Annotated in this window: 12 protein-coding genes and 2 pseudogenes; 4 read left to right on the forward strand and 10 right to left on the reverse strand. The window is 58.5% G+C overall.

Going from position 1 to position 12,854, the window contains the following annotated elements; all coding sequences use genetic code 11:
* Window positions 1-40: 40 nt before the first annotated feature.
* Both NA29_RS20555 and NA29_RS20560 read right to left on the reverse strand, forming a co-directional pair.
* The gene (locus tag NA29_RS20555; protein WP_084103987.1) at window positions 41-1,078 is read right to left on the reverse strand and encodes a cation diffusion facilitator family transporter; all 1,038 of its coding nucleotides are present in this window, start codon (window positions 1,076-1,078) and stop codon (window positions 41-43) included.
* A 133-nt stretch (window positions 1,079-1,211) separates the two neighbouring features.
* Window positions 1,212-2,132, reverse strand: coding sequence for a LysR family transcriptional regulator (locus tag NA29_RS20560; protein WP_039401095.1), 921 nt, complete (start codon window positions 2,130-2,132; stop codon window positions 1,212-1,214).
* Window positions 2,133-2,291: 159 nt separating this feature from the next.
* Between NA29_RS20560 and NA29_RS20565 the strand changes: the two genes are divergently transcribed.
* On the forward strand, window positions 2,292-3,056 hold the full coding sequence (locus tag NA29_RS20565; protein ID WP_039401098.1) for an SDR family NAD(P)-dependent oxidoreductase: 765 nt from the start codon (window positions 2,292-2,294) through the stop codon (window positions 3,054-3,056).
* A gap of 70 nt (window positions 3,057-3,126) precedes the next feature.
* Here NA29_RS20565 and NA29_RS20570 read toward each other — a convergent pair whose 3' ends face one another.
* From NA29_RS20570 to NA29_RS25855, 4 genes are all read right to left on the reverse strand, one after another.
* On the reverse strand, window positions 3,127-3,657 hold the full coding sequence (locus NA29_RS20570) for a P-loop nucleotide/nucleoside kinase family protein (protein ID WP_039401101.1): 531 nt from the start codon (window positions 3,655-3,657) through the stop codon (window positions 3,127-3,129).
* 710 nt (window positions 3,658-4,367) lie between these two features.
* Window positions 4,368-4,589 carry a hypothetical protein gene (locus NA29_RS20580; RefSeq protein ID WP_039401106.1) on the reverse strand — a complete coding sequence of 74 codons (222 nt, stop codon included), beginning with the start codon at window positions 4,587-4,589 and terminating at the stop codon, window positions 4,368-4,370.
* Window positions 4,590-4,636: 47 nt separating this feature from the next.
* Entirely contained in the window at window positions 4,637-5,200 is a 564-nt protein-coding gene (locus NA29_RS26115) for a hypothetical protein (RefSeq protein WP_174555917.1), read from the reverse strand.
* A gap of 352 nt (window positions 5,201-5,552) precedes the next feature.
* Window positions 5,553-6,095: a hypothetical protein gene (locus NA29_RS25855; RefSeq protein ID WP_150777716.1), complete on the reverse strand. Its 543-nt coding sequence runs from the start codon at window positions 6,093-6,095 to the stop codon at window positions 5,553-5,555.
* A gap of 151 nt (window positions 6,096-6,246) precedes the next feature.
* On the opposite strand from NA29_RS25855, the gene NA29_RS20595 reads away from it, so the two are divergent.
* On the forward strand, window positions 6,247-6,822 hold the full coding sequence (locus NA29_RS20595; RefSeq protein ID WP_039401110.1) for a hypothetical protein: 576 nt from the start codon (window positions 6,247-6,249) through the stop codon (window positions 6,820-6,822).
* 1,588 nt (window positions 6,823-8,410) lie between these two features.
* On the opposite strand, the pseudogene NA29_RS20605 reads toward NA29_RS20595, so the two are convergent.
* A pseudogene (locus tag NA29_RS20605) lies at window positions 8,411-8,853 on the reverse strand (hemerythrin domain-containing protein).
* On the opposite strand from NA29_RS20605, the pseudogene NA29_RS20610 reads away from it, so the two are divergent.
* Window positions 8,831-8,992: pseudogene (locus NA29_RS20610) on the forward strand (LysE family translocator); the annotation flags it as partial. The pseudogenes NA29_RS20605 and NA29_RS20610 overlap by 23 nt on opposite strands.
* 100 nt (window positions 8,993-9,092) lie before the next feature.
* Here the strand turns inward: NA29_RS20610 and NA29_RS20615 are convergent.
* A complete protein-coding gene (locus NA29_RS20615; RefSeq protein ID WP_039401115.1) occupies window positions 9,093-9,977 on the reverse strand; it encodes a LysR family transcriptional regulator in 885 nt (294 codons plus the stop codon).
* Here NA29_RS20615 and NA29_RS20620 point away from each other — a divergent pair.
* Window positions 9,958-11,355, forward strand: coding sequence for an SGNH/GDSL hydrolase family protein (locus NA29_RS20620; RefSeq protein ID WP_224786971.1), 1,398 nt, complete (start codon window positions 9,958-9,960; stop codon window positions 11,353-11,355). The two genes, NA29_RS20615 and NA29_RS20620, sit on opposite strands and share 20 nt — an antisense overlap.
* A gap of 601 nt (window positions 11,356-11,956) precedes the next feature.
* On the opposite strand, the gene NA29_RS20625 is transcribed toward NA29_RS20620, so the two are convergent.
* Together NA29_RS20625 and NA29_RS20630 are read right to left on the reverse strand one after the other, a co-directional pair.
* Window positions 11,957-12,403 carry a hypothetical protein gene (locus NA29_RS20625; protein ID WP_039401120.1) on the reverse strand — a complete coding sequence of 149 codons (447 nt, stop codon included), beginning with the start codon at window positions 12,401-12,403 and terminating at the stop codon, window positions 11,957-11,959.
* Window positions 12,404-12,539: 136 nt separating this feature from the next.
* Window positions 12,540-12,779 carry a hypothetical protein gene (locus NA29_RS20630; protein WP_039401123.1) on the reverse strand — a complete coding sequence of 80 codons (240 nt, stop codon included), beginning with the start codon at window positions 12,777-12,779 and terminating at the stop codon, window positions 12,540-12,542.
* Between the last annotated feature and the right edge of the window lie 75 nt (window positions 12,780-12,854).

Below are 12,854 nucleotides of genomic sequence, written 5' to 3' on the forward strand. Positions count from 1 at the left end.
GCGCGTAAAGCGCGCTCGGGCCTGCATTGCATTGTTCCGATCAGTGCGAGTGGCCGTGATCCTCGTGTGCGGACTTGGCCGGCGCCAGGGCTGATGCACCGTCGCAATCGGCACCGCTATGGCTGTCGGCACATTCCGCGTCTTCGATCTGGATCGTGGCGTGTTCGACGTTAAAGCGTGTCGCGAGACGCTGCTGCACGGCGGTCATGGCGTCACGTGCGCTTACGCCGGGTGCGGGCACGGCGTGCAGCGTGATCATGTGGCGCTCGCCGGTGATGGACCACGTGTGAATGTGATGCACGTCCTGCACCTCCATCACGGTCTTCTCCAGATCGGCTTTGATCTCTGTCGGATTAAGCGAGTGGGGTGTGCCCTCGAGCAGGATATGCGCGGAGGACTTTACGATGCCCCACGCGCTTTTCAGGATGATCACGGCGACGAAGATCGACAGCAGCGGGTCGATAGGCGTCCATCCCGTCAGAAGAATCACACCGGCCGCGACGATGGCGGCAGCGGATCCCAGCATATCGCCCATCACGTGCAGCCATGCGCCGCGCATGTTGAGATTTTCCCGATTGCCTCCGTGCAGGACCATGAAGGCAGCAATATTGGCGAGCAGCCCGGCGAACGCGACGATCAGCATCGTCATGCCGACGACCGGCACCGGCGCGGCAAACCGTCGAATCGCTTCGATGACGATCCACGCCGCGATGACAATAAGCGCGCAGCCGTTCACGAATGCGGCGAGGACTTCGAGACGCTTGTACCCGTAGGTCAGTTGCAACGTCGCGGGACGTTTTCCGTAGTGAATCGCGATCCAACTGAAGGCAAGCGCGGCGGCGTCGCTGACCATGTGCCCGGCGTCGGCCAGCAGCGCGAGCGAGCCGGACAACATCCCGCCGACGACCTCGACGACCATGAAGATGGCGATGATGACGAACGCAATCCCAATCCGCTTCTGATCGGTGACGCCACTGGTATGGGTATGACCGGCATGACTGTGCCCGGCGTGGCTATGTGAGTGAGCGTGCCCGTGGTGATGCCCATGATCATGAGCGTCGTTCGGTGAGTGCGACATGGCAGACCTCGCGTCCAGATGAGAGGATTTTAATCCTGAGGCGAAGACTTCGTCGTCAACGACCGTTCGAGATCACGCCAGTCATGTATTAATGCAGATCGCGAAAATCCTGAACGCGCCTACCGGAACGAATTCAACCGCGTGGCCAGCGCCACGTCGGTTCACTCAGATGCTCGGCAAAGTAGTCCGACAATGCGCTGACCTTCGCGGGCCTCGCGCGTGCCGATGGCGTGACGAAGTACAGCCCCCCTTTCGTCAACGACCAACCGGTGAGAATCGCTTCGAGCCGCCCATCGCTCAGATATTCGGCGGCGATGAACTCCGGCAACTCGGAGATGGCGAGTCCTTCGAGCAGCATCGGCAGCAGCGCATCGGAATTGGTCACGCGAAGCGGCCCGACCGGCGTCACCAGTTCTTCATCTCCCGCATCGTTGGTAAAGCGCCAGACGTCGCTGCGCGCACGATAGGCGTACGACATGCAGGGCCGATCCACCAACTCGCGCGGATGCGCCGGACGGCCTTCGCGCGCCAGATAGGCGGGCGACGCGACGACGAATTGCGTCACTGCGCACAGACGTCGCGCGACTAGCGACGAATCCGGCAGCGCGGCAATGCGCAGCGCCGCATCGAATCCATCCGCCACCAGATCGACGGTCGAATCGGCCAGATGCAGGTCGACCTGGACATCCGGATAGCGCCGGAAGAACTCTGGCAGCAACGGCGCGACCCAGCGCAGCCCGAACGACATCGGCACAGCCACTCGTACCAGCCCGCGAGGCTGCACCGACATCTCACGGGCTGCGCCCTCGGCGGCTTCAGCCTGCCGGTAGATCTCGCCAGCTTTCTCGCACAACGTCCTGCCGAACTCGGTCAGCGCGAGTTGACGCGACGTGCGATTGAGCAGCCGCGCGCCCAAACGGTCCTCCAGACGGGCGACCCCGCGCGACACGGTGGCGACCGACACCCCCATCTCGCGCGCCGCCGCCGCGAAAGACCCCTCCTCGGCGACTTTGGCGAACATCGCAAGCCCTTCGAAATCAGGCAGTTTCGACACGGTTCCTCATCATTTCAAATTTGCAACGTTGATTTGCAATTGATTCTATTTCGAAAACACAGGCGCGTCGATATTCTCATCACATCGCAACCGACAACGCGCTGCGAACGCCGGACACCGGCTCAACCAACACACTGAATCGAACGAAGGAGCAACACCATGGCACGCAAACTTGACAACAAGATCGCACTCGTCACCGGCGCAACCAGCGGCATCGGCCTGGCTACGGCACAACGCTTTGCTGCCGAAGGCGCGCACGTCTATCTGACGGGCCGCCGTGAGGCCGAGCTCGATGCGGCGGTCGCATCGATCCGCGAAGTCGGTGGCAAGGCCACCGGTCTGCGCGTCGACTCGACGAAGCTGGACGAACTCGATTCGCTGTACAAGCAAATCGGCGAAGCCCACGGCCGTCTCGACGTGTTGTTTGCGAATGCTGGCGGCGGCTCGATGCTCGCGCTCGGCGACATCACCGAGGCGCACTACGACGAGACGTTCGACCGTAACGTGAAGGCCGTGCTGTTCACGGTGCAGAAGGCGCTGCCGCTGCTGGCAGACGGTGCGTCGGTGATCCTGACGGGATCGACGGCTGGCAGCTCGGGTACCGCGGCGTTCAGTGTGTACTCGGCGTCAAAGGCAGCGGTGCGCGCGTTTGCCCGTAGCTGGATTCTTGACCTGAAGTCGCGCCGCATCCGCGTGAACACGATCAGCCCGGGCGCGACCCGCACCCCCGGCCTGCTCGATCTCGCAGGCGACGACGCTGCGCAACGTCAGGGGCTGGCCGATTACCTTGCCGCACAGATCCCACTCGCGCGCCTCGGCGAAGCGACGGAAATCGCCAGCGCCGCCCTGTTCCTCGCGTCTGACGATGCCAGCTTCGTGAACGGTGCGGAATTGTTTGTCGACGGTGGTCAGCAGCAGATTTAAACGCAACGAAGCCCGGGTGAGTCGCACACATCGTGCAACGCCCGGGCTTTGAAAACTGAACGAAAACAGTTCACGACGATTGCGGCAGATTTTGTCTTTCGGCGGTCTTCAGGCAATTGACAATTTTATCCACCGCCTGACTGACGGACACGCGGGCGGTGTCGATGACAAGATGGTCGAGATCCCACGGATCGTACTGGCGCTCGATGACGCGCTTCCACGTCGGCAACTTGTGGCCGGGAATGTCGGCCTGCCGTTCTTCTACACGCTTTCGGTGCAGCGACGTGTCGGAACAAATCAGTTCGACTTCCAGAATACCTACCCCCATTTCCGTCGCCAATGTTCGCCACGCGTCCCGAGTCAATTGGAATGCGTTGACGGCGTCGGCAATCACCGTCAGACCGGAACTAAGGTTGTCTTTGGCCACCGCGTACCCGGCCATGTAGCCAGCGGGGCCGATATCCACCCCGCCATCCACCGAGCCGATAAACGCCTGCTCAAGCGTATCGATACGGATATAAACCGCAGCAATCGCACCCGCGAGTTCCCTTGCAACGGTCGTTTTCCCTGTACCGGGACGTCCAGCAAAGACGATCAACATTTCAGGCCCAATGTCTGGCAATAACGCTTGATTATCACGGATTCAGGCTTGCCTCGCGAAAGCACGTGGAGGGGAATCATGTCATCGTGGATGGCGGATTCCGACTCGGAGCGGCAGCATAAAACGCCACATACCCGTCCTTCGCACACTGTCGTTTTACTCGGCTTCGATCCACTTCACTCGAACATCGGGCAAAGCAAGAACGTCTAGCAGATCGTTCATGCACACAATCGAAAAGTGCTGACGATTCTCAGTGCCAGGCAAGTTCATATACTGCGATAGCCACGCAGAATTTTCGATAATGACTGCCGGGAGGACCCATTGACTCCATGCGCTCTCTTGGCACTTGGGCCTGGGTCGCACCGATGACTGAATGACAGAGCCGTGGAACTCCTCTATCCATTTGAGTCCTATGACACCAGAAAAGCAAAGCTCCAAGTCTGGCTTTCGCGGTGCGTTGCCAGTATTTAGAAGAGAAAAGCGCATCACGACTTTAAGTTCATCGCGTGTATTGAACTGAAATTCGAGATCGGGACACGGGAAATCCACTGCCGCTACCGACTCCCAATACATTGCTCGTTCGGACACAGTCATTTACGAATCCAGGTCTTGATGAACTTCAAAATGCACAACGGCATGCCCCGGCCGCATCCACGTCGCAACTCATCGGCAATCCACTGTCCGTCGGCCACCCCGGCGCCTTTTCCATGTCATAGCCAGTGCGCGAACTTGCCAATCGCAAAAACAGCCGATATGGCTGCCATTGAAAAGCAGATCTTTTTGTTAAGCAGCCACCGAGGCACTTTCGCGCGTTGTTCGAGCGTCATCCCTTGAGCGCCGAGGCCAAAATAGATGAAGAGCCCGACCGCCGCCAACCACCCAACGACGTCATACATCGGTCCAAAAATCTGACTACCGTACGTTTGTGCCATTGCTTTCTCTGATTTTTCCTATGCGTTGCCCTAACTCTCGACTGAACTCACCGCGAGCTGCAGCGGTGGCGTTCAACTATTGTTGGATCTACAGCAGCCCGCCCTTGTGAGATATGGATCATCAACAATTTAGCGTCGCCACCTGGCGTGCTCCAAGTGCTCATCTGCGTCAATTCAATGCCTTTTGATGACTTCAGCCAGCGGACCATTCGCACTTGATTTGGGAAGCAGGTGGCGACTCCTTCCCTATCCTCCACAATCGTCCCAAAAGCGTCCATAGTCGCCGCCATCGCATCCACCGCAGTCTTGCGTGGAACGGAATCGCGCATCGCCTGGGCTGCATCGTCATAGATAGAGTCAAATTGCCTCGCATTAAAACGCTGAATCAACAAAGCCTCCGCGCGCAGAGCGGCCGCCCTATCGTCAGCGAAATACCCAACGTGGACGCGCAAGCCCAGTCCAAGCAGAACGGCCGTCAATATCAAGACCAGTGAGATCACCAATTTCCGCTTGCGGCGCTTGAAATCCCGTTGCTCGTTTCGCCCATCGGGCTTGGATAGCTGCGCCGCAGTAGGCGAAGGCATTGAACGGAAACTCTCAATGTCCTTCACAGTCGCCCTCGCGGGGCAACCGCAGGCTGAGCACGATGCGATGCCGACAATATTGCTTGCCCTACAGGCATGACACTGCCAAGTGTATGCTGTCATTCCCATTGCTCCGTGGTATTTCCCATGGCCGGTGGTCGTGTCGCTTGTAGATGAGATATTGAAAGTCTCGCACCAGATGTGCTCCGAGCATTTCGTCAACCTTCGAGTAGGCGTCAAACGAATCGCCAGGTAGCGATTCAAGGCGCCCACGGATGTCGCTCTATGCCCTACCAGGCAATGAGGACACCTCAAGTCGGCCGCCATTCAATCCCACACGAGGCATTGAACAGAACACCGCGAGCATCGTCGCGCATTGTCAGTTTTCTTTTTCATCGACGTCTTCCCCGACATCGGGCAATGAGAAAAAGCAAGTTTGTGCATTGTCGTGGAGACTCAACACAACGGTCCTATGCGGCGACGTGGCCGCCCAAAACCGTGAAGGAGGTGTGTCTGATAGTGCGATCTTCTCGGTGCCGACGCTCCAACGGAAGTCAATGTAGGTCGCGTCACCACCTTTCAGATGCGCCGTCTCCACCTTTACATTTGGTTGGCCATACTCGGCAATCAACGAAGCCATCTGGATCGGATACTCTGCGTCGGGATCAAGGCCAACAGCCGCAGATACTACCCGCCCCTTGCACACCGTGAAGTTGCCATCCATGTATTCCTTCGAACGGTCGCGAAATATCGCTTTGTAGCTTGACGGGTCCTCACCGTACGGATGTATTTCATATCCTCTGGAACTGAGACGGCTTGTTGCGTCGTCTCGGCTTGCGCCAAGGATCGAGCGAACCGACACTTGTGCGCAGGAAGCGCCGGATGCAACTGACAGCAGAAGAATTTGCAATAGCTTGACCATTTTTCCTACACGTTAGTCTTAGCGCGTTCAGGCGTCCGTTTCCGACTCGGAGGGGACATTCGCGGAAGCCCAAAGCGGACGTTCACTGGAACCACCGACTGTCGGTCTTCACATGAGAACATTGCTTCATTTTGGTTGACATCGGAACCCTATGGAAAACGCCCAGCAAGCAAATAGCGGATTTCAAAGCAGTCCTTTGCTGGCTGCCTTTCCCAAAGCGCTGCGTTCCGACGTGACCGTCGTGACGGATTTGATTCGACCTAGCACTACAGATCACCCCGGGGCAGCTGTCGTTGTTCGACGCGAATTACTCAATATCCCGTATCGCATTCACCACGAATGCGATGACACTCTATTCGCTCGGATGAACTCGGCTCAAGCGGCTATCTATGCATGCGTACTAACGAGGCACCTTGACGGACATGTGCGCCAGCGCCATATCGGAAGGCTGGTCAATTCAGCCGAGCCTTGGATTGCCCCGTTCATCGTGAAACTCTGTGGCGAGTATGTAATTGAAATTCTCGCCGAGATTGAAGCGCAATTGCAATCCATGGATCAATGCGTTTATGAAGCGTTTTTCCGGGAAAATCCGGTTTTCACGAAACGCACGTACGATAGGATGATCAGTTATTGGGATTGCTATTACCGTTGGCTGTACAAGCGCAAACTCGATTACGCTGGTTTTCGGGTATTCGAACGGTTCCACGAATGGTGCGGCCGCTCCTGACCGACATTTGTGCGATACGTTAGTCAACGTGAACGAGAATAAAAAACTCTGGTGTTTACATCGACTGTCCGCTTCTGGCCGATTGCGGCCGGTCACTGGCGTCCATTCTGGCCACTTTCGGGCACTATTGCTTACCGCAAGCGGATGTACACGCCATGTCACATGAAAGGGCATTGTTGCGCTTAATATCGTGCCGATGCTCACTAACACGAACGTGAAAAATCGCTAACTGCTCCATGAACGATATTCGACAGGACACACCGGCTGCTCCAATCTCTAACCTGACATCTCGAAACAGATCGACGATAGTGGTCATCGCATTCAGCACCATGCTGATCGCGGCTACGCAACTCATTCAGACTTTCGTTTTTTGGATTGTCAACCGTAGCGACGCGGCGGTGATCATTCACCTCACGCCGTGGCGAGCCTTGTGGTTGCAAACCGTCACACCAATTGCGTTGTTGGGGCTATTGGTTGCGAGCTTCGGGCTCGCTTGGCGAAAACAGTGGGGGCGACCGCTTTTCGTATGGACGGCCGTGGTGTGGATGCTTATGGTGACGTTACTGTCCTACTGGATCATGGCGGTCGTCAATTTACCGGTGTATTTGCTCGCAATCTGGTTGCTATATAGAAAGAGCAGCGCAGGCCTGCACGATGGGTCTCGCCCTACCCCACGGTTGAACGTACGCCACATCGCTTCTGTTACTTGCATGGCACTGGCTTGCACATTACACCTTTGGGCCTGGCTTGCCGCGATGTCCTCTACATCATGGGTTTGGCGCCTTATCCCTCACGGACATCCGTGGCATCTACTCGTGCCGAGTGCAATGTTGTTGATCGCAGGCACCGTGCTAGCTTTCAGATCAAACCGCCGACAGAGCGCAGGCATTGCATTGATAGTGTCTTGTGTCGCGATGGGGAGCGTGCTACTAGCGAGCAGCGTAACGAGCACGTTCCTGTCAAGATATATGCCGGCACCGAGACCGCATGGATTTATACCGTATGGCTTCATGGCTAAGTACCTAACGCTGCTCGGCGGCGTTGCGTTTTGGTTGCTTTGCCCTTCGTTTCGCACGCGCTTGAACGGGTCGAAAAAATTCGCACTCACTGAATAGGTCTACTTCGTTATCATGCCCAGCGTTATCGCAATGCTCCCTTGGTAAAGCGAGCGGTCGGGAGTCTTGCCTGCATTATTGAAATACCCTTTTCGGGAGTTCCGTTGGCACGGCGCTCCGAAATCTGTCAGGAGACAGGCGGAGTCGTCAACAATCTGGCGCTGCACGTCCCAGTGTCTCTAACTGGCCGCTTACAGCCATCCAGGAACGTCCGTTTCCGACCCTTTACCGCCCATCAGTCTCGGCCGCCGGGCGGCAGGTCCGCAGCGAAAGCCGCCCTTCCTCAGGCGGGATGCGAGCGCCTGGAGTCCGGCCCTTTGCAGACGTCTCCGGCGCGTAGCGCGACGGAAGGGCTCCCGCATCAAGCCGTCCTGGCCTCTACGTCGGCATTCGCTGCAACCCAGACTTACGCTTCCGCTCCCGATCGCCGACGAGCTAGCGGTCCAACCCGCGAAAGACTATTGCAGCGACAGCTAGGCCATCACCTCGGCCATCAACTCTTCCTTCCGAGCTTGGAGCGTGTCGCGCATTTCAATCAGGTCGAGCTTCGATGCGCGAGCCTTGGGGAACATCTCGTTGCCCCCCTCTTTGACGTGATGGTCGATGTACTCGCCCAGCACCTTAACCTTCGCGTCAAACATGTCGTTAACGTCGTCGCTCGCGCGAATCTGCGCGATGAGGTCCTTGGCGCCGGTGTGCTCCACAGTCGCTTCGTCCAGCAGGTCCTGCTCCTTGATGGCGGAGCGCCCAGCCGGGTAGAAGATCTCTTCCTCGATCTGCGCATGTACGCTCAACTCCATACAAATGCGCTCGGCCAGTTCGCCCGCTTCTCAATGGAAGTCTTGGCCTTGGAGCCGACCATCTCGTCGTATTCGTTGAAGAGCTTTTTCACCGCCGGGTTGGATTTCGCGGTCATGCTTGGCTACGCGGTCATCGGAGCGCGCGCCGTGAGGCTGCTGCGTCAGAAGGCAGTCCTTTGGCTGGACCGCTCGTGCGGCGCCGCATTGTTGGCTTTGGCCGGCTCGCTGGCGTTTTACCGCCGAAGCGCCAACTAGGCCGAAACGGAACTTCGACGACGTGTGTCGGCCAACCGCGGGCACGCGCGCAGTTGCCCGAAAGCAGCCTTCTCAGTAGCGCAACTCGGAGCACCAAGGGCTAGAGCGCGGGCATGCTGGCCAGCAGCAGATCCATCATCACCTGGACCCGCATGGCCTGCCGGCGACGCGGCGCATGGATGAGATGTGCGGTCTGCGCCGGGCCTGTCCACTGCGGAAGCAGTCGAACCAATTCTCCTCGCCGGATCAGCGCATCGACCATCCAGCTCGGTTGCAGAGTGAGGCCTGCACCTGCGCGAACCGCCTCCAACAGCGCAATCGCACTGTTGACGCGGTATCGCGTCGGCACGTCCACCGAGGTGGTGCTGCCGTCTTTTGCGCTCAACACTACAGCGCCATCGGGCCCGGTGTAACGAAGAAAACCGTGCTTTAAGAGTTCTGCGGGCCGTCTCGGGTGGCCGTTGCGCTCGAGGTAGCTCGCAGAAGCGACCACGTAGCGTGGCCAGACCGCCACGGGCTGCGCCACCAAATCAGGTGGCAATGCTCCGCCGATGCGCACGGCCAGGTCGATGCGCTCTTCCACCGGGTCGACGAAACGGTCTTCCAGCAGAAGTTCAATCTGCAACTGGGGATGCGCATCCAGAGCCTGAAGCATCAGCTTGTTGAGGTGCAGGACGCCCAGGGCCACCGGTGCGGAGATACGTACCAGTCCCCTAGGCTCTCGGATACGTTGGCCCAAGTCGGCCACAGCTTCATCGTAGTCCGCGAGAAGTTGTCGCGCGCTGGACAGAAAGCGCAAGCCTTCGTCGGTCGGCGTAGTCCGGCTGCTGCTGCGCTCCAACAGGCGAACGCCCAACTGATGCTCCAAGGCTGCAACAAGTTTGCTCACTGTGGGCTGGGTGGTGTGCAGTTCGCGAGCGGCAGCAGAAAGACCGCCGAGGTCAACGGCTCGCACAAAGGCGGCAATGGCGCGCAGTCTGTCCATCGATCATTCCAATTTCGTTGTCTGCGCATTCCATTTTGCATCCTTCCGGTGCAATTGGGAATGCTCGAAAGTCGCATCACTTTCAACAAAAGAGGTTCTCCAAATGCAGGAAAAATTCATCAAACTGGCACTTGGCTTGGCTTTGGCAGGCGCGGTGGCATGGGCTGGTGCCGTGCAGCCCATGCCGCTCTCAACCAAGCCAGAGGCCGACTCGATCGCTCGGGCAGGGCAATGGACCACCAGTTGGATCGCCCCTCCGGAACCCACCTGGAGCCAGGACTTCGTGTTGCCGTTGCGAATGCCTGCCGACATGCGCGACGTGACGTTGCGCCAATCGCTTCGCCTCGCAGTGGGCGGCGAACGCGTCCGGCTCGTGATCAGCAATGCCTACGGCCAGCAACCGCTGCGGGTTGGCCGTGTGCACGTGGCAGTAGAGGGGAGCGCCGACGCGGCGCCCGTCAGATTCCAGGGCAAGCAGGGCATCATGGTTGCGGCGGGCGCACAGGCGCTCAGCGACCCCATCGACCTGCGTGCGACCGATGGCACGCGGCTGCAGGTGGACATCTACCTGCCTGAAAGTACACGCCTTGCTGGCTTTCACTGGGATGCGCGAGACCGTACGCTGCTGCTTCCCGGTGATGCGATCGGCAAGGCCGGTGCGACCGGCGAGTCGCTGGACGCACGCGCCTTTTTGAGTGCGGTAATGGTGGACTCAATTCGCAAGCCCGTGACAGTGGTGGCGCTTGGCGATTCGATCACCGACGGCAACGGCGCGACGCCAGGCGCGGACCGGCGCTGGCCCGACTTCTTGGCGCGGCGACTGGCGCCCGAGGGCGTGACCGTGCTCAATGCGGGTATCTCAGGCAACCGACTGCTGGGTGGCGGCATGGGTGAAAGCGCCTTGGCCCGCCTGGAGCGCGACGTGCTGGGGCAACCGGGTGTGCAGGCGGTGGTCGTCTTGCTGGGCACCAACGACATCGGATGGCCCGGAGGCCCGTTTGCGCCCAATGAAGCAGCGCCGACGGTCGAGACGCTCAGCCAGGGGCTGTTGCAATTGATCGAGCAGGCCCATCTGCGCGGTATCCGTGTGATCGGCGCCACAGTGACCCCGTTCGAGGACGCTTTGAAGGGCACCCCCCTGGAAGGCCACTACAGTGCCAGCAAGGAGGTGTTGCGCAAGTCGCTGAATGATTGGATTCGCAACAGCGGCAGCTTCGACGCGGTGGTGGACTTCGACCGCGTGCTGCGTGACCCGGCACGGCCGGCCCGCATGCAAGCGAGGTTCGACTCCGGCGACCACCTGCATCCCGGCGATGCGGGCTACGAAGCCATGGCTGGAGCGATCGCCCTGGAGACACTGCTTGGTGTGCCCAAGTAGGGGCTAGCCGCACACGAGGCGCCCTGCGAACGCGGGGCCTCGCCTAGACCCGCCGTGGCGGAAGGAAACCTTCAACTTTGGTTCGGTGAGATCGACACCCAACTTCTCGCCCGCGGGAGGCCGCGAGGTAGGCGCGACCTTCTTGCCCTTTGTCTGCTTTCACCGAAGCCTCTACTTCCGCTCAGGGCACCATCCCGACCTAAGCGACGAGCAAGCGAAATCCCATGAGCTCTACTTCTGCTTGGGGTCGGAAAGCGGCCGCAAGCGCAAGTGGCATCGGATGTCCGTAACCAGTCTCGACCGGTCAGTCGACCTCAGCGCACCAAGGACCGCTCGTGGCCGACTTCAGCCTTTCAAAAAAAATCCCTTCGAACTGCATCAAAAATGGAGTAGGCGTGCCGGGGACCAGAGCCTTATAACCAATTTGATCAATAAGATATCGTTAATCGGTGCACGTTTGGTGCACAGATGCGAGCGTTTTCACCGAGGGAAATTGGTGGTCTCTGATGGCCGACTACCTACGGATGCGGGGGACCGTAGCCACTCCTTTGTTATGCGTCGAATGAATGAACGCGGTGACGGTTAACGATCTGCATGGGAACTACAGGCCGAGAATCGTGACACAGTCGTGCCCGCACTGATTGTCACTGGTCCACGTCTCAATCTGCGAAATCATCGCGCCTAGGGCGACACAATTAGTGTTTAGATTCTCAGTAAATCTTGCTTTTGAATCGATGAAGAGGAAGCCGATCCGCTCCAGCATGGTCGGTCTGAACGTCTCGTCTTCCAACTCACTTCGGATCTCCGCGAGGGCTTTGATAATCTTTTCCCAGTCAGGCATGCTGATTTGCGTGAAAGCGTAATGATCGTAACTTGACTTGTATTTCTCGATCGTCGGTTCAATATATCCAAACACCTCTTCCTCGAAGAACAATGAACCATTGTTCCAGCATCGATTTGTGTAAGCGCCTGCCATGACTTCGACATAGGCAGTACCTTCCAGCGAAGAGCGGTCTGTGATCGCCTGGAACGGGCAAGCCGAACTCATTGATCGAAACTCCTCCGAAATGTGTCGAATCTGTATTGTCGGGGATCCGGCCGGCGATGTCGAACGAGCGCTTCTGGCCGCTCGCCGTCACTCGCGACAGTCGATTTCCGACCCGAAGCGGAATTTGGAAGCTGCCTCAGATGCGCGACTTGCCCCGGAGGACCGCACATCGCCCTCCTTGGGCCGCCATGTATTCCTCAGTCTCAGCTATTAGGCGTGCACGGCGTTCGGCAGAACAATGAAAATCGCTTTCCCAAAGCAACAGCCCCCCGTCCACACCATATTCGACCACGCCCTCGACAATCCCGAACTCGTCCTCGTAGATGAGGCGCTGACACTGATGATGTAGATATTCGAGGCGGATAGCGGGCTTCATGAGTTTTCCTAAACCGTTGACTTTTCACCAGCCGGATAGCCTCGTGCTCTTCGGGGAATTCCGATTCAACCAGAA

The sequence above is a fragment of the Pandoraea sputorum genome (assembly GCF_000814845.2).
Taxonomy (GTDB): Bacteria; Pseudomonadota; Gammaproteobacteria; order Burkholderiales; family Burkholderiaceae; genus Pandoraea; species Pandoraea sputorum.